Annotated in this window: 25 protein-coding genes; 13 read left to right on the top strand and 12 right to left on the bottom strand. The window is 71.9% G+C overall.

The features are described 5' to 3' along the window. Window positions 1-124 precede the first annotated feature (124 nt). From Ato02nite_RS33005 to Ato02nite_RS32995, 3 genes are read left to right on the top strand one after another with little or no spacing between them, the layout of a single operon-like run. Window positions 125-3,172 carry a putative bifunctional diguanylate cyclase/phosphodiesterase gene (locus Ato02nite_RS33005; protein WP_213010592.1) on the top strand — a complete coding sequence of 1,016 codons (3,048 nt, stop codon included), beginning with the start codon at window positions 125-127 and terminating at the stop codon, window positions 3,170-3,172. A 57-nt stretch (window positions 3,173-3,229) separates the two neighbouring features. Further along, the gene (locus Ato02nite_RS33000; RefSeq protein ID WP_213010591.1) at window positions 3,230-3,889 is read left to right on the top strand and encodes a GNAT family N-acetyltransferase; all 660 of its coding nucleotides are present in this window, start codon (window positions 3,230-3,232) and stop codon (window positions 3,887-3,889) included. A gap of 56 nt (window positions 3,890-3,945) precedes the next feature. Next, window positions 3,946-5,031 (top strand): cellulose binding domain-containing protein, encoded by a 1,086-nt coding sequence (locus tag Ato02nite_RS32995; RefSeq protein WP_213010590.1) that lies wholly within the window; start codon window positions 3,946-3,948, stop codon window positions 5,029-5,031. A 191-nt stretch (window positions 5,032-5,222) separates the two neighbouring features. On the opposite strand, the gene Ato02nite_RS32990 is transcribed toward Ato02nite_RS32995, so the two are convergent. From Ato02nite_RS32990 to Ato02nite_RS32970, 5 genes are all read right to left on the bottom strand, one after another. Next, window positions 5,223-6,050 carry a carbon-nitrogen hydrolase family protein gene (locus Ato02nite_RS32990; protein WP_213010589.1) on the bottom strand — a complete coding sequence of 276 codons (828 nt, stop codon included), beginning with the start codon at window positions 6,048-6,050 and terminating at the stop codon, window positions 5,223-5,225. Beyond that, window positions 6,047-6,787, bottom strand: coding sequence for an ankyrin repeat domain-containing protein (locus Ato02nite_RS32985; protein ID WP_246607719.1), 741 nt, complete (start codon window positions 6,785-6,787; stop codon window positions 6,047-6,049). The genes Ato02nite_RS32990 and Ato02nite_RS32985 overlap by 4 nt, the downstream gene beginning before the upstream one ends. A gap of 268 nt (window positions 6,788-7,055) precedes the next feature. After that, window positions 7,056-8,027: a metallophosphoesterase gene (locus Ato02nite_RS32980; protein ID WP_246607717.1), complete on the bottom strand. Its 972-nt coding sequence runs from the start codon at window positions 8,025-8,027 to the stop codon at window positions 7,056-7,058. 78 nt (window positions 8,028-8,105) lie between these two features. Continuing rightward, on the bottom strand, window positions 8,106-9,665 hold the full coding sequence (locus tag Ato02nite_RS32975) for a purple acid phosphatase family protein (protein ID WP_213010588.1): 1,560 nt from the start codon (window positions 9,663-9,665) through the stop codon (window positions 8,106-8,108). 52 nt (window positions 9,666-9,717) lie between these two features. Beyond that, a complete protein-coding gene (locus Ato02nite_RS32970) occupies window positions 9,718-10,143 on the bottom strand; it encodes a DUF1810 domain-containing protein (protein WP_213010587.1) in 426 nt (141 codons plus the stop codon). 91 nt (window positions 10,144-10,234) lie between these two features. On the opposite strand from Ato02nite_RS32970, the gene Ato02nite_RS32965 reads away from it, so the two are divergent. From Ato02nite_RS32965 to Ato02nite_RS32950, 4 genes are all read left to right on the top strand, one after another. Next, complete coding sequence (locus Ato02nite_RS32965) at window positions 10,235-10,720, top strand: ricin-type beta-trefoil lectin domain protein (protein ID WP_213010586.1); 486 nt, start codon at window positions 10,235-10,237, stop codon at window positions 10,718-10,720. A 63-nt stretch (window positions 10,721-10,783) separates the two neighbouring features. Beyond that, window positions 10,784-11,953 carry a hypothetical protein gene (locus Ato02nite_RS32960; protein ID WP_213010585.1) on the top strand — a complete coding sequence of 390 codons (1,170 nt, stop codon included), beginning with the start codon at window positions 10,784-10,786 and terminating at the stop codon, window positions 11,951-11,953. Window positions 11,954-11,994: 41 nt separating this feature from the next. Continuing rightward, window positions 11,995-12,624, top strand: a complete 630-nt coding sequence (locus Ato02nite_RS32955; RefSeq protein WP_213010584.1) for a maleylpyruvate isomerase N-terminal domain-containing protein — start codon at window positions 11,995-11,997, stop codon at window positions 12,622-12,624. Between the two features lie 86 nt (window positions 12,625-12,710). Continuing rightward, complete coding sequence (locus tag Ato02nite_RS32950; RefSeq protein ID WP_246607715.1) at window positions 12,711-12,968, top strand: flagellar biosynthetic protein FliQ; 258 nt, start codon at window positions 12,711-12,713, stop codon at window positions 12,966-12,968. A 1-nt stretch (window position 12,969) separates the two neighbouring features. On the opposite strand, the gene Ato02nite_RS32945 is transcribed toward Ato02nite_RS32950, so the two are convergent. Next, entirely contained in the window at window positions 12,970-13,806 is an 837-nt protein-coding gene (locus tag Ato02nite_RS32945) for an SMP-30/gluconolactonase/LRE family protein (RefSeq protein ID WP_213010582.1), read from the bottom strand. A 340-nt stretch (window positions 13,807-14,146) separates the two neighbouring features. On the opposite strand from Ato02nite_RS32945, the gene glgX reads away from it, so the two are divergent. Further along, window positions 14,147-16,255, top strand: coding sequence for a glycogen debranching protein GlgX (glgX, locus tag Ato02nite_RS32940; RefSeq protein WP_213010581.1), 2,109 nt, complete (start codon window positions 14,147-14,149; stop codon window positions 16,253-16,255). Here the strand turns inward: glgX and Ato02nite_RS32935 are convergent. The 4 genes from Ato02nite_RS32935 to Ato02nite_RS32920 are packed head-to-tail and all read right to left on the bottom strand — an operon-like array spanning window position 16,249 to window position 18,834. After that, entirely contained in the window at window positions 16,249-17,256 is a 1,008-nt protein-coding gene (locus tag Ato02nite_RS32935; RefSeq protein ID WP_213010580.1) for a TolB family protein, read from the bottom strand. The two genes, glgX and Ato02nite_RS32935, sit on opposite strands and share 7 nt — an antisense overlap. Then, a complete protein-coding gene (locus tag Ato02nite_RS32930; protein WP_213010579.1) occupies window positions 17,253-17,792 on the bottom strand; it encodes a SigE family RNA polymerase sigma factor in 540 nt (179 codons plus the stop codon). The genes Ato02nite_RS32935 and Ato02nite_RS32930 overlap by 4 nt, the downstream gene beginning before the upstream one ends. A gap of 32 nt (window positions 17,793-17,824) precedes the next feature. Further along, entirely contained in the window at window positions 17,825-18,307 is a 483-nt protein-coding gene (locus tag Ato02nite_RS32925) for a permease-like cell division protein FtsX (protein WP_213010578.1), read from the bottom strand. Between the two features lie 41 nt (window positions 18,308-18,348). After that, on the bottom strand, window positions 18,349-18,834 hold the full coding sequence (locus Ato02nite_RS32920; protein WP_213010577.1) for a permease-like cell division protein FtsX: 486 nt from the start codon (window positions 18,832-18,834) through the stop codon (window positions 18,349-18,351). A 115-nt stretch (window positions 18,835-18,949) separates the two neighbouring features. Between Ato02nite_RS32920 and Ato02nite_RS32915 the strand changes: the two genes are divergently transcribed. Next, the gene (locus Ato02nite_RS32915; RefSeq protein WP_213010576.1) at window positions 18,950-20,146 is read left to right on the top strand and encodes a lanthionine synthetase LanC family protein; all 1,197 of its coding nucleotides are present in this window, start codon (window positions 18,950-18,952) and stop codon (window positions 20,144-20,146) included. Here Ato02nite_RS32915 and Ato02nite_RS32910 read toward each other — a convergent pair. Further along, entirely contained in the window at window positions 20,141-20,353 is a 213-nt protein-coding gene (locus tag Ato02nite_RS32910; RefSeq protein ID WP_213010575.1) for a hypothetical protein, read from the bottom strand. The genes Ato02nite_RS32915 and Ato02nite_RS32910 overlap by 6 nt on opposite strands. Before the next feature lie 44 nt (window positions 20,354-20,397). Between Ato02nite_RS32910 and Ato02nite_RS32905 the strand changes: the two genes are divergently transcribed. Genes Ato02nite_RS32905 through Ato02nite_RS32890 form a run of 4 tightly spaced genes read left to right on the top strand, consistent with a single transcriptional unit; the run spans window position 20,398 to window position 24,132 of the window. Beyond that, on the top strand, window positions 20,398-21,813 hold the full coding sequence (locus Ato02nite_RS32905; protein WP_213010574.1) for an MFS transporter: 1,416 nt from the start codon (window positions 20,398-20,400) through the stop codon (window positions 21,811-21,813). Then, on the top strand, window positions 21,810-22,889 hold the full coding sequence (locus Ato02nite_RS32900) for an alpha/beta hydrolase (RefSeq protein WP_213010573.1): 1,080 nt from the start codon (window positions 21,810-21,812) through the stop codon (window positions 22,887-22,889). Before Ato02nite_RS32905 ends, Ato02nite_RS32900 begins: the two co-directional genes overlap by 4 nt. Next, window positions 22,886-23,668, top strand: coding sequence for a class I SAM-dependent methyltransferase (locus Ato02nite_RS32895; protein ID WP_213010572.1), 783 nt, complete (start codon window positions 22,886-22,888; stop codon window positions 23,666-23,668). Before Ato02nite_RS32900 ends, Ato02nite_RS32895 begins: the two co-directional genes overlap by 4 nt. Further along, entirely contained in the window at window positions 23,662-24,132 is a 471-nt protein-coding gene (locus Ato02nite_RS32890) for a P-loop nucleotide/nucleoside kinase family protein (RefSeq protein ID WP_213010571.1), read from the top strand. The genes Ato02nite_RS32895 and Ato02nite_RS32890 overlap by 7 nt, the downstream gene beginning before the upstream one ends. On the opposite strand, the gene Ato02nite_RS32885 is transcribed toward Ato02nite_RS32890, so the two are convergent. Further along, window positions 24,114-25,205 (bottom strand): erythromycin esterase family protein (locus Ato02nite_RS32885; RefSeq protein ID WP_213010570.1); only part of this gene is annotated, 1,092 nt, incomplete at its 5' end. The two genes, Ato02nite_RS32890 and Ato02nite_RS32885, sit on opposite strands and share 19 nt — an antisense overlap.

Below are 25,205 nucleotides of genomic sequence, written 5' to 3'. Positions count from 1 at the left end.
CACCCGGGCGGAAAGTTCCGGCGAATCGTACGACGGTGAAACCGCAAAGCACTCAAGCCGGTGGCGGCGCGCCCGATCAATTGCCTGAGGGCAACTCTGCCCTCCCCGGGCTGATCGGAGAGCGATGACGACGCGAGTCGCACGCGCGTGTTTCGCGGCGTGGATCGTGGTGCTCACCGCCGTCTACTACGCGTTCCCGGGCAGCCATCTCTACACGTGGGCCGCGCTCGGCTACTCCAGCGCGGCGATGATCGTGGTGGGCGTACGCCTCAACAAGCCGGACCACCGGCTGGCGTGGTATCTCGTCGCGGTCGCCCTGGTCACCTTCAACACCGGGGACAACGCGTACAACCTGATCCTCGCGCTCGGCCACGTGCCGTCCTTCCCGGGCATCGCCGACGTCCTGTACCTCATGGTGTATCCGCTGATCACGGCGGGTTTCATCATGTTCGTCCGGTACCGCTCGGGTGGCGTGTCCAACCGGGCCGCGCTGCTCGACGCGCTGGTCCCGACGGTCGGACTCGGCCTGCTGTCGTGGATCTACTGGATCGCGCCGTTCACCCGCTCGCACGACCTGTCGCTGCTGGAGAAGCTGGTCTCGGTCGGCTACCCGCTCGGCGACGTCCTGGCGCTGGCGATGACCCTGCGCCTGTTCACCATCCCCGGCCGGCGGCCGCGGGCGCTCACCGGGATCGCCGTCGCGATGGTCGGCCTGCTGATCTCCGACATCCTGTACGGCCAGTCGCAGCTCAACAGCGCCTGGACCCTCGGCGGCCCGGTCGACCTGGGCTGGATCGTGTTCTACGCGGTCATGGGCTACGTGGCCCTGATGCCGTCGATGCGCACGCTCACCGAGCCCTCCGGCAGCAGCGGCCACGAGACCCCGCACCGGATCATCCCGATGGCCTCGGCCGCCCTGATCGCACCGGCCGCGCTCTACCTGGAGTGGATCCGCGGCGCCGACGTGGAGAACGCCCGCGACGGCGTGGTCGACGCCCCGGTCATCGCGGGCGCCGCCGCGCTGATGTTCGTGCTGGTCATCGCGCGGGTCAACGGTCTCGCCATGGACCAGCGGCGGGCCCGGGCCCGGGAGCGGGCGCTGCGCCAGGCCGGCGACAAGCTGTTCGCGGCGGCCACCGTCGACGACGCGCTGCAGGCGACCGCGGAGGCCGTCGGCACCCTCATCCCGGCCGGCAACGTGTACGAACTGCACCAGATCATCGAGACCACCGAGACCCCGGAGAACAGCGGTGTCCGGCTGGTCGGCCCGGACCAGGTGCCCGCCGGTGTGCCCACCGACGGCTTCGACACGTTCCTGATCGGCACCCTGCGACTGCCCGGCTCGCCGCCCCGGCAGCTCCTCGGCATCCTCGCCGCGCCCGGCGGCCTGCTGCGCGACATGGTGGACACGTTCGCCGCGCTGACCGCGCAGGTCGAGGTCGTCATCGAGCGGATCTCGCTGAGCAGCGAGGTCAGCCGCCGGGACAGCGAGGCCTGGTTCCGGACGCTGATCCAGAACTCCTCCGACGTGATCCTGATCGTCACCGACGACGACACCATCCGGTACGCCAGCCCGTCCGCGGCCGGCGTCCTCGGCCACGACGACCTGGCCGGCACCCCGCTGTCCGCGCTGGTCGCGGTCAGCCACCACCAGACCATGCACCACATCCTGAGCGGCGTGCGCGGCGGCCGGGGCACCCACAACGCCCCCGACCTGACCGTGCTGCGCGCCGACGGCCGGCTCATCAAGGTCGAGGTCGACGGCCGCGACCTGCGCGAGGACCCGACCGTGGGCGGCCTGGTGCTGACCCTCGGCGACGTCACCGAGCGCCGCCGCCTCGAGGACGACCTGTCCCACCTGGCGTTCCACGACGGCCTGACCGGGCTGGCCAACCGGGTGATGTTCCGCAACCGGCTCGAGCAGGCGTTCGTCGCCACCGAGTCGGACGGCGGCATCCTCAGCGTGCTCTTCGTCGACCTCGACGACTTCAAGGAGGTCAACGACACCCTCGGGCACGCCGTCGGCGACGAGCTGCTGGTCACCGTGGGCATGCGGATCACCGACATTCTCGGCCTGAACGCCCTGTCGGCCCGGATGGGTGGCGACGAGTTCGCCGTCCTCATCGAGGGCTGCCCGGACGCGGCCGCGGCCGAGGAGGTCGCGGAACGGATCGTGGCGGCCCTCGCGGTGCCGTTCGAGGTCAGCGACGGCCTCGGCGGCACGCACATCGTCAGCGGCGCGGCCAGCGTGGGCGTGGCCGCCAGCACCGACGCGACCAGTGCCACCGAGCTGCTGCGCCACGCCGACCTGGCGCTCTACCAGGCCAAGGGCGGCGCGAAGGGCACCTGGCAGCGGTACCAGCCGGAGCTGCACACGGCCATGAACCAGCGGCTCGAGGTGCGGGCCGCGCTGCACGAGGCGATCGACTCGGAGCAGTTCCGGGTCATGTACCAGCCGATCGTCGACCTGGGCACCGGCCTGATCGCCGGCGTCGAGGCCCTGGTCCGCTGGGAGCACCCGGCCCGCGGGCTGCTCGGCCCGTACCACTTCATCGAGGTCGCCGAGGAGAGCGGCGCGATCGTCGCGATCGGCGATTGGGTGCTGAACGAGGCACTCGGCCAGTTCGCCCGGTGGAAGGCGGAGGACCCGGACATGTCGCTGACCTACGTGAGCGTCAACGTGTCGGCCCGGCAGTTCCGGACGCCCGGCTTCGTCGAGCGGGTCCGGGAGGCCATCGAGACGTCCGGCGCGCGGCCCGAGTGGCTGCTGCTGGAGATCACCGAGAGCCTGGTGCTGCGGGACGCCGATCAGGTCTGGGCCGACCTGCGGGTGCTGCGCGCCCTGGGCGTACGCATCGCGATCGACGACTTCGGCACCGGTTACTCGTCGCTGAGCTACCTGCGGCAGATGCCGGTCGACGTGCTGAAGCTCGACAAGTCGTTCATCGACGACATCCTCACCAGCGACCAGCAGCACACCATGGTCGACTCGATCGTGGCGCTGGCCCGCAACCTGGAGCTCAAGGTGATCGCCGAGGGCGTCGAGGACACCGGCCAGCGGGCCGCCCTGGCCCGGATGGGCTGCCCGTACGCGCAGGGCTACCTGTTCGCCAAGCCGGTCTGGCCGGCCGAGATCGTCGAGCTCCTGAACAGCGTGCCCGAGCTCGTCTGAGTAGTTTTGACGGATATTCACTAGCGGCGGCGCCCCGGGAGGGGCAGGGTCGAGGACGTGCTCTCCAATCCCGTGTGGGCCGCCCTCTCCGGGCCGCAGGCCTGCTATGCCGAGGCGTCCGGTGACGCCGCCCGCTACTCCTCCGACATCTCACCGTTCGCCGGGCTTGCCGACCCGGCCGATCCGGCCGGCTGGCGCGACCTGGCCACGCTGACCCACGAGGCCCTGCTGACCGGTCCCTCGCTCACCGCCGGCCCCGGCTGGCAGGCCGAGGTCGCCGTGCCGGGCATCCAGATGATCGGTCAGAGCATGACCGGCGTCGCCGACCCCGACACCGTCGAGCTGACCGAGACCGACGTGCCCGAGGTGCTCGACCTGGTCGAGCGGGCCAAACCCGGCCCGTTCCGCAAGCGCACCATCGCCCTCGGGCGTTACCTGGGCATCCGGGTCGACGGGCGGCTGGTGGCGATGGCCGGCGAGCGGTTCCGGCTGCCCGGCTGGACGGAGATCAGCGCCGTCTGCACCGACCCCGACTACCAGGGGCGCGGGCTGGGCGCGCGGCTCACCCTCGCGGTCGCCAACGGCATCCTCGGGCGCGGCGAGCTGCCGTTCCTGCACGCGGCGTCCGACAACGACCGGGCCCTGCGGCTGTACGAACGGCTCGGCTTCGAGCCGAGCCACGAGGTGGTGTTCGCGTCGTTCCGCTACACCGGCTGATGCATACCCGCCAGTACGCATTGACAGGCATCTAAGCGCTGCCGGACCGTCGAGGCATGTCGAACCGTCCCAAGTTCGTGGCCGCGACGCTCCTCGCCGCCACGACCGTAGCCGCCGCCGTGGTCCTCATGTCGGCACCGCCCGGCGTGGCGGCGAGCACCGCCACGCCCACCGCCACCCCACCGACCATCGGCACCTCACCGTCGCTGCCGAACGCGCCCATCGACCTGCACGTCGTCGCCGTCACCAGCACCTCGGTCACGCTGGCCTGGACCGCGCCCAGCCCCACCAGCGCGGCCATCGCGGGCTACAACATCAGCTACACCCAGGCGTTCAACGACATCTACTGGACGCAGCAGGTCGGCGCCGTCACCACCGCCACGATCACCGCCAACATCGCACCGACCCGGCAGTACTCGTTCTCGGTGTCCACCCGCGACACCCTCGGCCACAGCGGTGCCAGTGCCTACGTCAGCGGCGTGGTCACCCCGGCCTCGGACACCGCGAGCGACCGCACCCCGCCGACCGCCCCGACCGGCCTGACCATCACCGCCGTAACCGGCAGCGGCGTCGCCCTGGCCTGGACCGGCTCCACCGACGACGTCGGCGTGACCGGCTACAACGTGTACCGATTCGACGGCCTCTACATCTCCACCCTGGTCGGCACCACGACCGGCACCGCCCTGACCGTCCCACCGGCCGGTTCGTCGCTCGGCAGCTGGTACGTGCGGGCCACCGACGCCGCCGGCAACCTGTCCGCCGCGTCGAACATCGTCACCACACCCCCGACCACCCCGGTCACCACACCACCGACCACCCCACCGGCCCCGACCTGCCGGGTGACCTACACGAACACGTCACAGTGGTCGACCGGCTTCGTCGCCGACGTCACCGTCACCAGCACCACCGCTATCGACGGCTGGACCCTGGTCCTGACCCTGGGCGGCGACCAGCGGGTCACCCAGGCCTGGAACGCGCGCTTCACCCAGGACACCACCACGGTCACGTTGACCCCGGCCGGCTGGAACAAGAAGATCCCGGCCGGCGGCAGCGTCACGGCCGGCCTGCTGGGCACCTGGCGCACCAGCAACTCCCCACCCACCCAGGCCACCCTCAACGGCGCGGCCTGCGCACTGAGCTGAACCGGAACAGCCTCGTCGCTCGCGGCGAGGCTGTTCCCATCAGGACGGCGGCTCCGGTAGGGCGTGCATGACCGTTTGATATCACCCGGACCGGCGGTCGGGAACCCGGTTTCGGACGGCCGCCGTGTCGAAGGGCCGCCGGCGCCGGGCCCGCTCACAGCGGTCACCGGCCATGTCCTGTGCGTCCCGGGCTAGCCGCACGTCCGGTCGGTGCTGCGGGGATCGTCCACGCGGCGGCTGCGGTAGATGTCGCCCTGATTCGCCTCGGCGCGCCACGGGCGGGCGAGGTCCAGAGCGATGTGGAACTCGGGCGCGTCCCGGTCCAGGGTCACCACGGCCGGTTCCGCCGGGGCGTCGGCGGAGACCAGGTGGCTGCCGTCGGGACCGATGACCGCCGATCGCATCAGGCCGGCGCTCTGCGCGGGCACCGACAGGCTCAGCCAGTAGTTGTGGATCGCGGCGTGCGCCCGCGTCTTGACGAAGAAGATCGAGTCGACCGGCCAGGCCGACAGCAGCAGGCAGTCCACGCCGAGCCGGTCGTACTCGGCGAACAGCTGCGGAAAGTTGACCTCGATGCAGATGACGCAGCCGAAGCGGTAACCGTCCACATCGAACACCACCGGGTCGAACCCGGGGCTGTAGAAGCGGGTGATCTCGGTGTTCGAGCAGAACCGCTTGTCGTAACGGGCGACGATCCGCCCCCGGTCCGAGATCACGTAGAGGCTGTTGTGCGGGCGGTTCGGCGGGGTCAGCGGGTGCGCCGAGCCCAGCACGACCCACATCCTCAGCTCCGCCGCCAGCGCGGCCACCGTGGTCAGTTCGTCGCGGACCGCGGCCCAGTCCACGTCGTCCCAGTCGGCGATCAGCTCCTTGGCGTAACCGGACAGGAAGCCCTCGGGGAACTGGATCAGCCGGACGTCCGCCGCGGCCGCCCGCCGCATCAGGGCGCGGGCCGTGCGGCCGTTCTCCCGGGCATCCGCGCTCGCGGCCGGCTGTGTGGTGGCGATCCGCAGCGTCATCGGCCGGCCGCCGTCGTCGCGCCGCGCTCGCGCAGCCAGGCGATCACCTCGGCGGCGCCGCTGCGGGTGGCGGCATCCAGCGGGGTCATCCTCTCCCACCCGGGGATCCGGTCCAGGTCGGCGCCCTCGTCGAGCAGGAGCCGCGCGGCCGCGAGCCGGCCGCCGTGGCAGGCGCCCCAGAACGCGTCGCCGACCTCGGCCGGTGCCGGCCGGGCGGGGCCGGTGAGGTGGGCGCGGAGCTGGTCGAGCCGGCCCAGGGTCGCGTCGTGCCACAGCGTGGTCCGGGCGCCGCGTTCGACCAGGCGGTGCGCGGCGCGCCACTGGGCGAAGGCGGTCGCGTCGTCCAGCGGCGTGCCACCGCCGATCACCGCCCCCGGCGCGTCGATGTCGGCGCCCGCGTCGAGCAGCGCGTCGAGCACGCCGACGTCGTCGCAGCTGGCCGCCCAGTGCAGCGGTGTCTCGGTGTGCGGGCCGGTGAACCGGGCGTTGACGTCGGCGCCCGCCTCGACCAGCGCCGCCACCGTGCCGGCCCCGTTCGGGAAGTGCCCGGGCCAGTCCGTGACCACGTGCAGCAAGGTCCGGGACATGCCCCCGGGCGTCCCGATCCGGGCCGTGGCCAGGGCGGGCTGTCCGGCCAGCAGGCGCCGCAACGCCGCGACGTCGCCGCCGCGGACGGCCTCGACCAGGACCACCGCCGTCGAATCTTCCGGGTCGAGCACGAGCACGTCAGCTCCCACGCCACCGACCCTAGCCCGGCGCCGTCAGCCTTCGGAAAAGGGATCATCGGAAACGGAGGATGACGAGACCGGCCGGGTCCCGCCCGCCTCGGTGGACGGGCGGGCGGGTCACCGCTTCCGCTGGGTCTCCGCGGCCGATCTGGCTGACCTGCGGTTTCTGCCGCCCGAGATCACCGGTTTCCTCGCCGGGGAGACCGGCGGGAGCCGGCATCTCGCCTTTGACCGGCGCCGGCCCGGACGCTGATCCGGGTTCGGCCGGGGCGGGGTTTCAGGCCGCGCTGTCGTCGAGGTGGCCACGGGATCGGCCACCCGCCTCACGGGCGATGACGACCCGGTCGATCTCGGCGCCCGCCTCGGTGACGGCGCGCAGGGTGAGCGTCGTCGTGCGGCCGGGCGTCGCCGGCTTCACATCGACGGCCAGGAACGAATAGCCGGTGTAGCGGACCCGGGACCAGGTCACGTTCTCGGCGACCTTCACCGCGCCGGACGCCCAGACGAACGACGGGACCTCGTCGACGTCGTTGACGTGGCCGGCGTACGAGTCGGGGACGGCGAAGGCGTACAGGCTGCGGCCCGCGGCGCCGGCCGTGACGTACGTGGTGCCGTCGGTGGCCGGGTGGACGGTGGCGCCGATCGGGGTCTTCGTCGACTTTCCGCCCTTGAGGACGTCGGCCCGCTCGTAGATGTGGTTGTGGCCGTTGATGACCAGGTCCACGCCGTACTTGTCGAAGAGCGGGACCCACTGGTTGCGCACGCCGCCCTCGGAAGCGTGCGCGGTGGTCGTCGAGTAGGCGCAGTGGTGGAAGAAGACCACGATGAAGTCGACGTCGTCCTGGTCGCGCAGCCACTTGAGCCGGTTGTCCAGCCACTTCGTCTGGGCGCCGCCGGTGTAGCCGTAGTTGGCGGGGATCTCGAACGAGACGTCGTTCGGGTCGAGGGAGATGACACCGACGTTGCCGTAGATGAACGAATACACCCCTTCGGACCGCACCGGGCCGTTGTCCGGGAAGTCCCAGCGGGCCAGCTGGCCGCCGTAGCCGTTCGGTGAGTACAGCGCCTCCATGTCGTGGTTGCCCAGCGACGCCATCCACGGGACGGACGCGGAGATCGGCTCGGTCTGGGCCAGGAACTGGTCCCAGGTGCGCGGGTCGTAGGTGTCGGCGGGCAGGCCGAGGCCGCTGGAGTCGGCGTAGCAGAGGTCGCCGGCGTGCAGGTGGAACGCCGGGTCCTGGGCCGCCACCTGGCCGTCGTTGCCGAGCGCGTGGTAGCTGACGCCCTGGTCACCGAACGCGGTCTTGATGTACGTCGAATGGGAATGTCACGCCTCCGCGTCGCTGAGCTGCTGGCGGGAGCCGCCGGCCGCCTTTCTGGAAAGCACCACCCGGTCTATTTCGACGCCCTTCTCGGTAATGGCGCGCAGCGTCATCGTGGTGGTTCCGCCGTCATCCGCCGGATTCACGTCCACCGCGAGGAACGAATATCCGGTGTAGCGCACCCGGGACCACGAGACGGTTTCGTGCACCCGGTCGCCGTCGGCGTTCCAGACGTACGACCGGACCTCCTCCCGGTCCTTCTCGCGGCCGGCGTACGAGTCGTGGCTGTCGAACTCGTAGAGACCGCGCCCGCCCGCCCCGGCGGTGATGTAGGTGGTGCCGTCCGTGGCCGGGTGGACCGTCGCGCCGACCGGGGTCTTCCGGGCCTTGCCGTGCTTGATGACGTCGGCCCGTTCGTACACGTGGTTGTGGCCGTTGATGACCAGGTCGACGGCGTACTTGTCGAACAGCGGCACCCACATGTTGCGGACCGCGCCGTCGGACGCGTGCGAGATCGTGGTGGAGAAGGCGCAGTAGTGGAAGAACACGACGATGAAGTCGACGTCGGGCTGGTCGCGCAGGAACTTCAGCCGCTCGTCCAGCCACCGGGTCTGGGTGCCGCCGGTGTAGCCCCGGTTGACCTGCACCTCGAACGAGATGTCATTGGCGTCGAGCGCGACCACCCCGACGTTGCCGTAGATGAACGAGTAGACGCCGACGCCCCGGTCGGGCCCGTTGCCGGGGAACTCCCAGCGGGCCCGCTGGCCGCCGTAGCCGTCGGGCGAGTAGACGGCTTCCATGTCGTGGTTGCCGAGGGTCGCCATCCACGGCACCGCCGACGCGACCGGCTCGTTCTGCACGACGAACTCGTCCCAGGTCAGCGGGTTGTACAGGTCGTCGAGGCGGCCCTGACCGCTGGAGTCGGCGTAGCAGAGGTCGCCGGCGTGCAGGTGGAACACCGGATCCTGAGCGGCGACCTGACCGTCGGTGCGCAGCGCGTGCGCGCTCACCCCCTGGTCGCCGAACGCGGTGAAGGTGAAGGCCGGGGAGACGCGACGGCGGCTGGGAGCGGTGGTGAACGAGTCGATCCGGGCCGGTTCGGCGTCCAGGCCCTGGTGGCCGACCGCGTAGTAGTACTTCGTGCCGGGCAGCAGGTCGTCGATGGAGGCGTGCAGGTAGTACTGGTCGGTGGCCGGGATGAGGTCCTTGACCTCGGTGCGCAGCGGCCGGAGCTCGGCGTCGATCCGGTCGTCGAGGGCTTCCGGCGAGTTGCCGACCCGGACGAAGGGCCGGTGCACCGGGTACGGTACCTGCCAGCCGACCCGGACCTGGCGGCGCGGGTTGGCCCCCCAGGCCAGGTGCCGGCCGAACGGGACGACGAGCTCGCCGGGCAGCTGGTCGCGGCGGCTCGCGAACCCCGGCGCGGCGGCCAGGGCGGCGGCACCGGCCGCGGTGGCACCGGCAGCTCCGGCGGCGAGCAGGGTGCGGCGCCGGACCCGCCGGGTCAGGTACTCGTGCTGTTCCGGCAGGCTGAGCCGGGTGGCGAGGTCATCCGGCAGCCCCATGCGTGGTAAATCCCCTGAGCGCATGATGTAGCACTTTATCAGCCCTTATGGGCTAATTCCGGCGTACGCCCAGGAGATCAAGAGTGCGCTCGTCCGGGTCACCGCAGAAGCGCGAAATCACCCGATCGAACAGCGCGCGATCGTCCGCCGCCTCGGCGAACAGGGTCATGGACGAGCACAGCTTCAGGTCGTCCGGCCAACCCAGGATCTCGGTGGCGGACTTCTCGTGCCCGAGGAGGGCGGTGGCGCACTCGACCAGGCGCGGGCCGAGGACCGGATGGGCCAGATAGGCACGCGCCTCGTCGAGCCCGCTGATCGCGTAGAACTGGGCTTTCGAGCTCCGGCCGAGGCCCGCCACCTGCGGGAAGATGAACCACATCCAGTGCGATTCCTTGCTGCCCGCGCGGATCTCGGCCAGCGCATCGGCGTACATGCGCTCCTGCGCCACCACGAACCGTTCCAGATCGAAGTCCACCATCGCATCATCCTCTCCCCGTTCCGGCCTCCCGGCCGCGGCAACCGGCCTACAGTGCAGTCGGCCCCCCGCCGCACAGCGAGAGAAGGAACTGATGCGCGCGGTACTCAGCAAGGCGTTCGCCGCCGCGGTTGTCGCCGGCGTCGCCCTGGTCGTCCCGGCGAGCCCCGCACAGGCCGCCAGTGGCGCCCTGATCAGCAGCAACGACGGCCGCTGCCTGGACGCCGACAACTCCGTCCCGGCCCACGACGGGACCAGGGTGCAGACCTGGCAGTGCTTCGGCAACGTACCCCGCAACCAGAGCTGGCGGTCGTACAGCGACGGCACGATCCGCAGCTCGTGGGACGGCCGGTGCCTCGACGAGGACATCGCCGGCGGCACCCGCAACGGCAGCAAGGTCCAGCTCTGGGTCTGCAACGGACAGCTCAACCAGCAGTGGGACTTCCACACCGACGGCACCATCACCAGCCGCAACGACGGCCGCTGCCTCGACGAGGACATCGCGGGCGGCACCCACAACGGCACCAAAGTCCAGGTGTGGGACTGCAACGGCTGGCTCAACCAGAAATGGCACCGTTAGCCCTACATTCGCGGCCTCGCCGTCCGAGGATGGAAGTGTCCTGCCTGATCACGGGAGGCGCCCATGTCGGACGGCGAGTTCCACGTCTACGTCGGCCTGCTGGCCTTCAGCGGCCTGACCCTGGCGGTCCTCGCCGTGCGCGGATTCGACCAGCGCGGCTTCACCCGGGTCATCGACGCCCTGTTCGCGGTCGCCTTCCTCGGGTACGCGGCGCTGCTCGCGGTCGCCGACCCCGCCCCCACGCTGGGCCGGGTCTTCTACGGCATCGTGGTGGTGCCGGTGGTGCTGGTGCTGCACATGCGGCGGCAACAGCGAAAGGCGCGGGCCCGGCGCTTCGCCGCCGGCTTCACCCCCGAGATGTACGCGCAGAAGGCCGCCCCGACCCCATTGACGCCGTTCCCGGCTCCGCCGCCCCCACTGGGCAGCGCCACGGGCAACGAGGAGTCCACCGTCCCGCCGGCCGCGGGGTTGTCCGGGCTGTCCAACCTGCCCCCGCCGACCCTTCCGCCGACACCGTGGGTCGCGCCGACACCGGGGTCGCGGCCGCCGATGCCGTCCGGGCTCCCCGCCGGGGTGCCGCCCTCGGGGCCGCCCGCCAACCCACCCGGTGTGCTGCACGGCCTGACCCCGCCGCCGACACCCGATCCGCATCCTCCGCTCGGCTCCCCCGCCGGCCCGCCTTCAGCGCCGGGCGGCCCCGGGCCGGAGCGGGTCGCGCCGGAGCGTGACGTCGCACCCGGCGGGGCGGAGGACCTCGGCGGTTCACCCGTACCCGGATGGCACCCACCGGAGCCGGAGCGATGGCCGCACGACAACGACACCTCTCCGCGGCACGGCACCGCGCCGGGCCGGCTCGACCAGGCCAGCGATGCCGGGCCGCAGCCGGGTGGCTACGGGCGGCACGGCGATTACAGCTCGGCCGACCGGTACAGCAACTACGACCCGGCCGAGCGGTTCGGCACCTACGACCCGGCCGGGGCGGGCGAGGCCTGGAACCAGGGTTCCTACGCCGGGCACGACACGCGCCCCAGCGGGGACACGCACGCCGAGAACGCGCACCTCTACGAGACCAGCAGTCGTCTGCGGCAGCCGGCCTGGCTGTCCTCCTACCCGGCCCCGGACGGCGACGCCCCGCCGGACACCGAGGAGGAGCCGGAGGAGGACGGCCGGCATTCCCGCGGCGGCCCGGCCGGTCCGCAGCAGCCGGGCGACTGGCCACCCCGCCACAGCTGACCGGCAGCAGTCCCGGGCCGGCGGTGGGGAGAATGGGCCGCATGGACTTTCGCCGGACCTTCCGCTCCGCCGCCGTCGCCTACGTCGACCTCGTCTCCCGGGTGCCGGAGGGGCGGTGGGACGAGCCGGGGATCGGCGACTGGACGGTGCGGGAACTGGTCGGGCACACGGTCAGTTCGGCGTTGCGGCAGGTGCCGGAGGTGCTGGGGACGCCCGCCGAGGAGGTCACCGTCGCCGTCGCCGAGGGTTTCTGGGCGTTCGCGCGGTCGGTGCCGGGTGAGGTCTACGCGGCCGCCGTGGCCGCCTCGAGGGAGGACGCCCGGGCCACCGGGGCGGCGCTCGGGGACGACCCGCTCGATGCCGTGCGGGAGATGGCCGGGCGGGCCACCCAGGCGGTCGCCTCGGCCGGGGACGATGACGTCGTGACCACCGCGGCGGGCGGGATGCCGATGCTCCAGTGGCTGTCGACCCGGACGTTCGAGCTGGTGGTGCACGCGATGGATCTGGCCGCCGCGATCGGCGTACCGCACGGGATGAGCCCGGAGGCGGTCGCCGAGGCGACCGGGCAGGCCGCCCGGGCGGCCGCCGCCACCGGCGACGGGGAGACCGTGCTGCGGGCGCTCACCGGGCGGGGCGAGCTGCCGGCGAAGTTCTCGGTGGTCGGGACCTGAGGATTTCGGCGGGCCGAACCGTTTTGCACCCGATTAGCACTCCGCCGGCCGCGACTTCGCCCGAACGGACAGGTATGACCGACACGATGATTGTTGAGCTGGGTCTGCAGGCCATGACCATCGCCGCCAAGATGGCCGCCCCGGTGCTGTTGACCGCGCTCGGGGTCGGCTTCGCGATCTCGCTGTTCCAGTCGGTGACCCAGATCCAGGAGGCCACCCTGGCATTCGTCCCGAAGGCGGCCGCGTGCGGCGCGGCCCTGCTGTTCTCGGGCAACTGGATGCTGCACGAGATGATCTCCTATACCGAGCAGCTGTTCGACAAGCTCCCGATGCTGCTCCGCTGACCTACCGGCGGACGGCGACCACGGTGTACGGGACGTCGGGGGTGACCGGGGTGGTCAGCCGCGCGTTGACGACGTAGAGGTGGTCGCCGAACGCGGCGGCCGCGGTCGGGACGGCGAAGCGCGGGTCGGTGATCGTGGCGGTGCGGACGCCGGCGGTGCCGTGCCGGTTCAGCGTGAAGACCGCGACCGTGTTCAGGCGGTTCTGCACCACGTAGAGGGTGTGGCCGTCGAGCAGCAGGCCGTCGCCGTTGAAGACGGTGGCACCGCCCAGGTCGACCGGGGTGGTGGCGCCGGAGGCCGGGTCGGCGCGGAACAGCAGGCCGGTGTTGGACTGCACGACCAGCAGGGCGCGGCCGTCGGGGGTGGCGCAGATGCCGTTGAGGTTGACCGTGCCGGCGGTGACCGTGATGCCGGTGAGCGGCAGGGCGGTGACCGAGGCGTCGAGCGGGGCGGTCGGCAGCCGGTAGAGGGTGGCGCTGAACGAGTCGGTGAACCAGGCGGCGTCGCGGGTGAGGACGACGTCGTTGATGTACGCCGAGTGGCCGAGCCGGTGGGTGGTGAGCAGGGTGCCGGTGGCCGCGGCGACGACCCGGATGTCGCCGCCGGCCAGGAACGCCCGGCCGTTGGTGTCGATCCGCAGGCCGGTGGCGGGGGTGCCGGTGCCGGTGTGGATCAGCTCGCCGGTGCCGGTGGCGAGGTCGGCGCGGTAGATCGAGCCGGTCGCCCGGGAACTCAGGTAGGCGGCGGAATCCGCGATCGCGATGCCCTCGGGGGCGAAACCGGCGGGCAGGTCGATGGTGGCCGGGAAAACGCCGGTGATCAGTGCACCGCTTCGCATTGGCGATCTCCTCAGGGCTGCGCGCTAGATGATGCCCAATTCGAGTGGCGCGCGTCCAGACCTGAACGAAAATTAAAGAGCCCTTTTAGAATGATGTGCATCAATCAGGTTTTGATTTGACCGCGACCACTCACGCAGGTCGCGCGGGCGGGCCGGGCGCTCTGGGCGCCCCGCGCCCTGCTCGGCCCGCCCGCGCCCCGGCGGGAGCGACGGTCCGTACCCCGCACCGAGGCACGCCATGATGATGTTGATCGTTCGTCTTGTGTTCGGGGCTGTGACGAGTTTGACTCCGGGTTTGGGCCGGGATTGCGCGGGGGGACTTGTGGGAAGCAGTGCGGGCATGAGGATCTGGCCGGGCAATCCGTACCCCCTGGGCGCCACCTACGACGGCGGCGGCACCAACTTCGCGCTCTTCACCGAAATCGCCGAGCGCGTGGAGTTGTGCCTGTTCGACGAGGATGGCACCGAGACACGCATCGATCTGCCGGAGCGCGAGGCGCTGGTCTGGCACGGCTATCTGCCGCGGATCGTGCCGGGGCAGCGGTACGGGTACCGGGTGCACGGCCCCTACGACCCGTCGGCCGGGCTGCGCTGCAACCCCAGCAAACTGCTCCTCGACCCGTACGCCAAGGCGATCGACGGGCACAACGAGTGGAACGAGGCGCTGTTCGCCTACCGGTTCGGTGACCCGCTGTCGCGCAACGACGCCGACTCCGCCGCGTTCGCCCAGAAATCCGTGGTGGTGAACCCGTTCTTCGACTGGGCCAACGACCGGCCGCTGCGCATCCCGTTCTGGGAGACGGTCATTTACGAGACCCACGTCAAGGGCATCACGATGCGGCACCCGGGAATTCCCGAGGACGTGCGGGGCACCTATTCCGGACTGGCCCATCCGCGCATGATCGAGCATTTCAAGAAGCTCGGCGTGACCGCCGTCGAACTGATGCCGGTGCACCAGTTCGTGCACGACTCCACGCTCATCGAACGCGGCCTGACCAACTACTGGGGTTACAACACCATCGGCTTCTTCGCGCCGCACAACGACTACCACTCGTTCGGCGGGCACGGCGGGCAGGTGCAGGAGTTCAAGTCGATGGTCAAGGCCCTGCACCAGGCGGGCATCGAGGTGATCCTCGACGTGGTCTACAACCACACCGCCGAGGGCAACCACCTCGGGCCGACCCTGTCCTTCCGGGGCATCGACAACCCCGCCTACTACCGGCTCGTCGACGAGGACAAGCAGTACTACTACGACACCACCGGCACCGGGAACAGCCTCAACGTTCGGCACCACGAGTCGCTGCGGCTGATCATGGATTCGCTGCGCTACTGGGTGACCGAGATGCACGTGGACGGCTTCCGCTTCGACCTGGCCGCCGCGCTGGCCCGGGAATTCCACTCGGTGGACCGGCTGGCCGCGTTCTTCGACCTGGTCAACCAGGACCCGATCGTGTCGCAGGTGAAGCTGATCGCCGAACCGTGGGACGTCGGCGACGGCGGCTACCAGGTGGGCGGGTTCCCGCCGCTGTGGACCGAGTGGAACGGCAAGTACCGCGACTCGGTGCGCGACTTCTGGCGCGGCGAACCGGCCAGCCTCGGCGAGTTCGCCTCCCGCTTCACCGGCAGCTCCGACCTGTACGAGGTGGACGGCCGGCGGCCCATCGCGTCGATCAACTTCGTCACCGCGCACGACGGGTTCACGCTGCACGACCTGGTGTCCTACAACGAGAAGCACAACGGCGCCAACGGCGAGGACAACCGGGACGGCGAGAGCCACAACCGGTCCTTCAACTACGGGGTCGAGGGCCCGACCGAGGACGCCGAGATCGTGGCGCTGCGGGAACGGCAGAAACGCAACTTCCTGGCCACCCTGCTGCTGTCCCAGGGCGTCCCGATGATCGCGCACGGCGACGAGCTCGGCCGCACCCAGCACGGCAACAACAACGTCTACTGCCAGGACAACGAGCTGGCCTGGGTGGACTGGGAGGACGCCCGCAACCAGGACATCCTCACCCGCTTCACCGCGCAGCTGACGAAGCTGCGGGCCGAGCACCCGATCTTCCGGCGCCGCCGGTTCTTCACCGGCGACCTCGTCGGCGACACCAAGGTGCCGGACATCGCCTGGCTGCGCCGCGACGGCGAGCCGATGACCGAACCGGACTGGAACACCTCCGGCGGGATGACCATGACGGTCTTCCTCAACGGGCACGGCATTCCGGAACGGGACGCACTCGGCGAGGCGATCACCGACGACTCGTTCCTGCTGCTGTTCAACCCGCTCGGCGACCAGGTGTCGTTCACGCTGCCGCCGCGCGAGTTCGGGCGCACCTGGGAGATCGTGGTCAACACCGCCGATCCGCTGCTGGCGCAGCGGCGCAAGACCGCCCGGTCCGGCAGCCAGGTGGACGTGCCCGGGCACACCCTCCAGGTGCTGCGCTGCCGCTACTGACCCAGCAGCGTCGCCTCCCGCAGGGCGGCGGGCTCCGCACGCCGGTCGAGGATCCGGCCGTACGCGTCGAGCAGGTAGAGCGTGACACCCGTGTCGCCGGTGACCCGGACCAGCATCCGGTCACCGGCGGCCGGGTGGACCTCGGCGTTCAGCCGGTCGGCCGGGGCGATCCCGGCCGGCAGCGGGACATCGGCGCCGGTGCCGGTGTCCACCACCCGGAAGCCGGAGGTGATCCGGTCGGACGGGCCGCCGGGCAGGCCGATCACGGCGCGGCGGCCGTCGTCCGAGACACCCTGGACGCTGAAGCCGCCGGCACCCGACTCGTCGTCGTGGTGGACTCGATGCACGACGGTGCCGTCGGCCGCACGGGCCACGACGATCTCCCCGTCGTCGTCGTAGGCGACGAACTCCCCGTTCGGCGACCAGGCGACGTAGGTGACCACGCCGGAGACCGGGGTACTGGTCATGGCGAGCGAGTACACGTCGAGGAGCCGCCGCGGGGCCGGCACGTCCTGGGCGACCAGCATCCGCCGTGAGTCCGGCAGCCAGGCCGGAGAGTTGCCGCCCGCGCAGATGACATCGTTGAGGACCCGCCGCCGGCCGGACCCGTCCGGGTTGGCGACGATCAGGGCGAGGGTGCCCATCGAGTCCGTCTCGGTCCAGGCGACCAGGCGGTGATCGGGTGACACCGACAGGCCGCACACCGGGCCCGGTACCGGCATCAGGTCCCGCACGGTGCCGCCGTCGAACATCCGCACCTGGATCCCGGCGTCGTAGTAGAGGCTCGGGATCGGCGCCGGGACGAGGTCGGCCGGGGTGTCCGGCCGGGCCGTCCGGCCCGCCCAGGCGATGCCCGAGACGACCGCGACGGCCACGGCCACGGCCACGGCTGTACGGCGGCGACGGCGCACCCGGCGCGACGCCGCCCGCACCCGCTCCCCCAGGTCGGCCGGCCGCACCTCGTCGGCGATCTCGGTCAGGTAGTCGGCGAGGTTGTTCACGACAGGACTCCCTTCCGGCTACGGGCACCGGTCAGCTCGGCACCGAGTTCCGGGGCGATCACCCGCATCCGGCCCAGGGCCCGCGCGGTCTGGCTCTTGACGGTGCCGACACTCACCCCGAGCAGGTCGGCCACCTCGGACTCGGTCCGGTCCTCGAAGAACCGCAGAACCAGAACGGCCCGCTGCTTCGCCGACAGCCGCAGCAGCGCCGCCCGCAGGGCGAGGCGCAGGCTGACCGGGCCGGCGTGGTCGGCACCGGCCGCCTCGGGCAAGCTGCCCGCCAGCACCTCCGCGACCCGGCGGCGGCGCCACCAGGAGACCTGCAGGTGGTACATGGTGCGGCGGGCGTACGCCTCGGCGTTGCCGGTGTCGGCGAGCCGCCGCCAGGCCAGGTGCGTGCGGGTCAGGGCCGACTGCACCAGGTCCTCGGCGAGCTGCTGGTCGCCGGTCAGCAGGTAGGCCGACCGCAGCAGCGCATGCGTCCGGGCCCGCACGAACGAGTCGAACTCGTCCTCAGTGGTCTCCACGGCATCCATGACGCTCGACCGGGCCCGAATGGTTGGCGGTGCTAGCAGGCCAGTTTCTGGCCGGCGTGCTTGCGGGTCGCGGCCATGTAGACGGCGGCCGATTCGACGCCGGGCATGTCCCGCAGGCCGTCGGTGGCCGAGCAGTGGAACGACGTGCCGGTCGACCGCGCCGAGAACGAGGCCGGCATCGCGTCGGGATCGACGCTTTCCAGCATGTCGCTCATCCGAGCGTTCTCGGTGAGCTGCTTGAAGTGCGCGTAGGCCTCTTCGGAGCTTTCGAACGTGACGTCGCCCAACCTCTCGAGACGGGCCTGGATCGCCGCCTTCTGATCCGCCGTCACCTCGCGTTTCAGCTGCACCGACACGGTGAACGTGCGCACCTCGGGCTGCCGCCAGCCGGCCAGATAGAGTCCGCCGCCGCCGATGGCCACGCCGAGCAGCATGGCCACCGCCGACACGGCCGGCGTCACCAGCCACAGCCGGACAGGGCGGCCCGGCGCGGCGGGCTCGGATGCGTCGGTCACGGCGCCGAAAGTACAACAACCCGGGCCGGCGCGATGCCCCGTCAGCAGGAGATCTCGGCGCCCGGCTGGTCCTTCGTGTACACCATCGCCACCCGGACCTGCTGGACGCCCGGCGCCTTCCAGAGGGCGGAGACCTGCTCGCAGCGGAACTCGGTGCCGGTCGTCTCCACCTCGAACCGCTGCGGCCAGCTCGCCGGGTCGGACTCCCCGAGGATCGCCACCAGGTCCTTGTTGGCCGGGTCGGTCCGGGCGGCCTCGTAGGCGTCCCGGGAACTGACGAACGTGACGCCGCCCGCCGACGGAATCTTGTCGAGGGTGGTCTGCACCGCCGCCTTCTGCTCGGCGGTCACGCCGTCCTTCAGGTAGATCCACACCACGAAGTCGCGCTGGTCGGGCTGCCGCCAACCGGCCAGCAGGACCGCGCCGCCGCCGATGCCGACCCCGAGCAGCAGGGACGCGGCCGCCACGATCAGCGCCACCGGCCAGAAGCGCGCCGGGCGCGGCTGTGTCTCGGGTACGTCGGTCACGGCGCCGAAATTACAACAACGCGCGCCGATCCGATGCCCCGTGCCGGGCGTGCAAGCATGGGCGGGTGCGACTGATCGGGGCCGGATGGGGCCGCGTCGGGAGGTGACCGCGGTGATGGGGGACGTGGCAGGCCGGGCTTTCGCCTGGATCGAGTCGGTGGCGGTCGATGCGGGCGGCGGGCTCGGCTGGACCGAGGCGGGCCGGCCGGACGACGGACTGTACGCGGGGACGGCCGGCGTTCTGCTCGGCTGCACCGAGGCGGTGGCGGCCGGCCTGGCACCGCGGGTGGGCCCGGCCGCCCGGGACCGCCTCGTACATCTGGTCACCGCCGGTGCCCAGCTCGACGATGGGCTGTTCGAGGGCTGGCCGGGGGTCGCGGTCGCGCTGCGCGCCTGGGCCGGCGTGACCGGTGACGACACCGCCCGGACGGCCGCCGAGACGGTGATCGGGCGGGTCGCCGCGCGGATGCCGGCCCGGCTCGGCGATCCGGGCCGCTGCACCGACATCATCTCCGGTGACGCCGGGATCCTGCTGGCCCTGGTGGACGGCTGCGACGACCCGGCGGTGGCCGGCGCGGCCGGGCGGGTGGCGGACGGGCTGGTCGCGGTGGCGCTCGATCGGCCGGACGGGCTGCACTGGCGGATGGACCCGAGCCCGGCGTACGAGCATCTGCTCCCGGGTTTCTCGCACGGGACCGCCGGGGTCGCGTACGCCCTGGCCCGGGTGGGGGAAACGCTGGGCCGGACCGACCTGATCGATGTTGCCGTCCGCGCCGCGGACGACCTCCTGGCGCTCGGGCATCAGCCCGGCGGCGGGTGGGCGGTGCCGCTGATGATCCCGCCCAAGCCGGGCCGGCCCACCGTGAACTTCGGCTGGTGTCACGGGCCGACCGGCACGATCCGGACGTTCGCCCTGCTCGATGCCCTGCGGCCGGATCCGCGCTGGCGGCGCGGGATCGACGCCTGCCTGCGCGGGCTGCGGGACAGCCGGATCCCGGAACGGCTGTACCCGGGTTACTGGGACAACGTGGCCCGCTGCTGCGGCACCGCGGGCGTCGGCCAGGTGCTGCTCGACCGTTACCGGGCCACCGGCGACCCGGAGATGCTCGCCTGGTCGCGGCGCCTCGCCGACGACGTGCTGGCCCGCACGCTGACCACGCCGGCCGGTGTCACCTGGTCGAACTTCGAGCACACGGCCACCCCGCCGGACCTGCCGCCGGAGGCCGGTTTCATGCAGGGCACCGCCGGCATCGCCGGCTGGCTGGCCCGTCTCGACGCCCCGCACACCGGGCCGGTGCTGGACTGGTTATGAGATCAGGACGGCTTTGCCGACTATCCGGCCGGCGGCCAGGCGGACCATCGCGGCCGGCGCCTCGTCGAGCGGGAAGACCTCGCTGAGCGGGCGGCGGGGCCCGAAACCGAGCCGGCTGATCAGCGGCAGGCCGGTCATGGCGTGCCAGGCGCCGCGGTCGACACTCCGGATAGTGGAAGACGTCGCCGATACTCTCAGGCGAGACATGGGTAACAGGCTGCATAATGCAGCGATCGGGTAAGACTTGAGGTATGCGCCCCCGCCCCTACCTCGTCCTGGCCATCTGCTGCATGAGCCTGTTCATCGTCGGCATGGACGCGACGATCATGAACATCGCTCTGCCGGCCCTGCGCGAGGACCTCGGGGCGAGCATCTCCGGGCTGCAGTGGACCATCGACGCGTACACCCTGGTTCTGGCCAGTCTTCTGGTCCTGTCCGGGTCGACCGCGGACCGGGTCGGCCGGCGCCGGACCTTCCAGACCGGGCTCGCCCTGTTCAGCGCCGGATCGCTGCTGTGCAGCGTGGCGCCCAGCCTGGGCTGGCTGATCGCGTTCCGGGCGGTGCAGGCGATCGGCGGGTCGATGCTCAACCCGGTCGCCATGTCGATCATCACGAACACGTTCACCGAACCGCGCGAGCGGGCCCGGGCGATCGGCGTGTGGGGCGGGGTGGTCGGGTTCAGCATGGCGGCCGGGCCGCTGCTCGGCGGGTTCCTGGTGGACACGCTCGGGTGGCGCTCGATCTTCTGGGTCAACGTGCCGGTCGGGGTGGCGGCGTTCCTGCTCGCCTGGAGGTTCGTGCCGGAGTCCCGCGCACCCCGGCCACGCCGTCTCGACCCGGTCGGGCAGGTGCTGGTGTTCCTGGTGCTGGCCGGAGTGACGTACGGAATCATCGAGGGACCCACCGCGGGCTGGGGATCGCCGCTGATCGTCGGGTGTTTCCTGGTCGGCGCGGCGGCCCTGGCCGCCCTTCTGTACTACGAGCCGCGCCAGGCCGAACCCCTGCTGGAGCTGCGGTTCTTCCGCAGCGCGCCGTTCAGCGGCGCCACACTGATCGCGGTGTCCGCGTTCGGCGCCCTGGCCGGGTTCCTGTTCCTCAACTCGATCTACCTGCAGGACGTGCGCGGCCTGACCCCGCTGCACGCCGGCCTGTGGACGCTGCCGATGGCCGCCACCACCGCGCTGTTCTCGCCGATCTCCGGGCGGCTGGTCGGGGCCCGCGGCACCCGCCTGCCGCTCACCCTGGCCGGCCTCGCCTTCATGGCCGGGCTGCTGCCGCTGACCCGGCTGTCCGCCGGCACCCCGGTCTGGCTGCTGATGACCTGCTACGTGCTGTTCGGGTTCGGCTTCGCCATGGTCAACTCGCCGATCACCAACACCGCCGTGTCCGGCATGCCCCGCGAGCAGGCCGGGGTGGCCGCGGCGATCGCCTCGACCAGCCGGCAGGTCGGCGGGGCGCTCGGCGTCGCGGTGATCGGTGCGGCCGTGGCCGGGAGCGCCGGGGCCGGGTTCGCCGAGGCCAGCCACACGGGCTGGTGGATCATGTCGGGGCTGGGCGCGGCGGTGCTGGTCCTGGGCCTGGCCACGACCGGGAAGTGGGCGCGCGGCACGGTCGAGCGGGCCGCGGTGCACACCGCCCCGGCGGAGGCGGCCAAGATATCGATGTGACGATCAAGCGGGTTCTGGCGGCCGCGGCGGCCTCGGTGCTGCTGCTCGGCGGGGCGTACGCCGGGTTCCTCGGGCACCGGTCCCGGCACGCGGTCTCGCTCGCGCCGGACGGGCCGTACCGGGTGGGGCGGGCCGTGCACGAGGTCGCCGACCGGTCGCGCACCGACGAACTGGCGCCGCTCGGCGGGAACCCGCGGGTGCTGTCGGTGTGGCTCTGGTACCCGGCCGCCGCCGGCGGCACGCCGTCGCCCTACGCGCCCGGGGAATGGGCGGCGTTGCATCGCTTCGGCTGGGGCCAGACCGACTTCCAGAAGATCAACACCGGGACGTACGACGAGGCGCCGCTCGCCGCGGGGACGTTCCCGATCGTGGTGCTGACGCCGGGGCTCGGGCTGTCCGCGCCGCAGTACGCGGCCCTCGCCGCCCGGATCGCGAGCCGGGGCTACCTGGTCGCCGGGGTGACGCCGACCTACAGCGCCGACCTGACCGTGATCGGTGGCAAGCCGATTCGCTGGTCGGCGGCCGGGCGGCCGGCCGACCTGACCGGGCCGCGCGGCGACCGGCTCGCCACGGTGCAGGCGGCCGACGCGCGATTCGTGGCCGGTCGGATCGCGGTGCTGCTCGGGACGCACGCCGACCCGGATCGGGTGATCTACGTGGGGCACGGGTCGGGCGGGGCCGCCGCCCTCGAGGCGTGCCGCACCGACGACCACTGCCGGGGCGCCGCCGACCTGGACGGGACGCCACGGGGGCAGGTCGCCACGGGTGGGCTGGACCGGCCGGTGCTGCTGCTCGGCCCGGCCGCCGGCGACGAGACGACCCGCCGGATGATCGCGGCGGGCGGTCGTCCGGCGTGGGCCTACACGCTGCCCGGCACCGGGCCGCTCGACTTCACCGATTACGCGGCGTACTGGCTGGCCGCGCCGGTGCGGCGGGCCCTGCGCCTGGGCAACCCGGCCACCGTCCGGATCACCGCCGACTACCTGGCCGCCTTCCTCGACTCGGTGGCCACCGGCGCCCCCTGGCGGGCGCCTGCCGAGCCGGGGGTGCGCGCGGCTGACATAGTTGTTCGATGACGGAACCCACCCCGATCGTCCGCGTTTTCGACCAGGCCTCCGAAACGTACGACAACGTCGGGGTGAAGTTCTTCCGGCCGATCGCCGCCCAGCTCGTGCGGGCCGTCGCGCCCCGGCCGGGCGAGCGGGTCCTCGACGCGGGGTGCGGCGCCGGGGCGGTGCTCGTGCCGGTCGCCGAGGCGGTCGGGCCGGGCGGGCAGGTCATCGGCATCGATCTCGCGCCCGGCATGGTGGCGCGCAGCCGGGCCGCGGCCACCGGCCTCGACCAGGTCCGGGTGGAGCTCGGCGACGCCCAGCACCCGGCTTACCCCGACGGTTCGTTCGACGTGATCACCTCGGGACTCGTGCTGTTCTTCCTGCCCGATCCGCCGGCCGCGCTCACCGCGTACCACCGGCTTCTGCGGCCCGGCGGCCGCCTGGCCGTCAGCAGCTTCGCCCAGCACGACCCCCGCTATCCGCAGGCCATGAAGATTCTGGCCCGGTTCGCCGACAGCCCGCCCGAACGCCGGAACCACCCGATGTTCGACTCGGCGGAGAGCCTGCGGGAGGCGGTCCTGGCCGCCGGCTACGCCGCCGCCGACGTGCGCGAGGTGGCGGTCCGCAGCGAGTTCAACGACGCCGCCCATCTGTACGAGTGGATCGGCTCGCACGCCGGGCGCCAGATGGTGGACCGAATTCCGGTCGCCCGGCGGTCCCTGGCGATCTCGGCGCTCGCCGCCGAGCTGGACCATCCGCTCGACTTCACCACCCGCGTCCGGATCGTCGTCGCGCAATGCTGATCATCGTCAGCGGCGCGCCGGGCACCGGGAAGAGCACGCTCGCGCACCGGCTCGCCCGGTCGCTGGGCTGCCCGGTGATCAGCCGCGACGAGATCCGGGAGGGGATCGTCCACGCCGGAACGCCTGATCCTTCTTTCCGGCACACCTACCGGACCTTTGTCGACACGGTGTCGTCGCTGGTCACGGCCGGGGTCACGGTGATCGCCGAGGCTGCCTTCCAGGACGGGCCGTGGCAGCCGCTGCTCTCCCTCGGGCCGACGCTCGTGATCCGCTGCGTCGCGGAACCGTCGGTCGCGGCAAACCGCGTGGTGGTCCGGGCCGCGCATCCGGGCGCGCCGTTGGGCGTACGGGAATGGGTGCCCATCGCGGCGTCGCTGCCGACCCTGATCGTCGACACGACGTCCGGCTACTCACCGGACTTTCCGGAAGTATTGGCGTTCGCCGGTCAGACGCCGCTGGGATAGGTCTCGAGCTCGCGGGTGTCGATGTGCAGCGGGTGCAGCGGTCGCAGAGCGTGCGTCTCGTCGATCCAGAGGAACGCGTCGTAACGGTCGCCCAGCACGGACGGTACATAGTTGCCCCAGCGGTCCCGCTCCGGGCGGTAGACCACCCCGATCGCCCGGTGGAAGATCTCGTCGACCAGCAGGTCGGGCCGCTCGCCCAGCGGCGGGAAGACGAACAGCGACCGCGGCGGCGCCTCGGCGTGCAGCACGTCCTCGATCGACCCGGGCCGCCCCTCCGGCACCGGCAGGACCCGCATCGGCGCACCCCAGTCGCGGCCGGCCACCACCGTGCCGCGGTGCGAGCCGAAGCCGACCAGCAGCACCCGGCCGGCGCCGAACCGGTACCGGGCCAGCTCGCCCAGGGTGACCTCGCCGCGCCGGGACTGGTCGGTGGCCCGGCCGTCGCCGACGTGCGTGTTGTGCGCCCACACCACCGCCTTCGACCCGTCGCCGTAGTGGTCGAGCAGCCGGGCCAGGGTCGCGTCCATGTGCCGGTCGCGGACGTTCCACGAGTCCGGGCCGCCGCGCATCACCGCCCGGTAGTAGTGCTCTGCCCCGGCCACCACCTCGGCGTTCTGCCACACCCCGAAGTCACCGCCGCGCAGGTCGATCAGCATCCGCACGACGTCGTCCTCGCACGACGCGTCGGCGAACCGGGTGGCGTAGGCGTACGCGTTGGGGTCCTCGCCGTAGGCGGCCAGGCAACCGAAGGCGGCCAGCGCGGCCGGCACCCGGTCCGGATCGTGCTCGCGCAGCCAGACCAGGATCTCCCGGATCGACTCCCACAGCGAGTAGACATCGAGACCGTGGAAGCCGACGTGTGTCCCGGCGTGCGCGTTGTGGCCGCGCAGCCACTCGGCGAAGTCGACGGTCTCCTCGTTCGCCCACATCCAGGTCGGCCAGCGGTCGTAAGCCAGCAGTGCCTCCCTCGGCGGCACGGCACCCTTCACCGCTTCGTCGACGCGCGCGCAGTCCGGCCAGTCCCCCTCGACCGCGACGAAGCCGAACCCGCGCTCCGCGATCAATCGGCGGGT

It is taken from the genome of Paractinoplanes toevensis (assembly GCF_018332695.1).
GTDB classification, from domain to species: domain Bacteria; phylum Actinomycetota; class Actinomycetes; order Mycobacteriales; family Micromonosporaceae; genus Actinoplanes; species Actinoplanes toevensis.
Note: the sequence above shows the minus strand (reverse complement) of the source record. Positions and strands in the feature narration are given on the sequence as shown.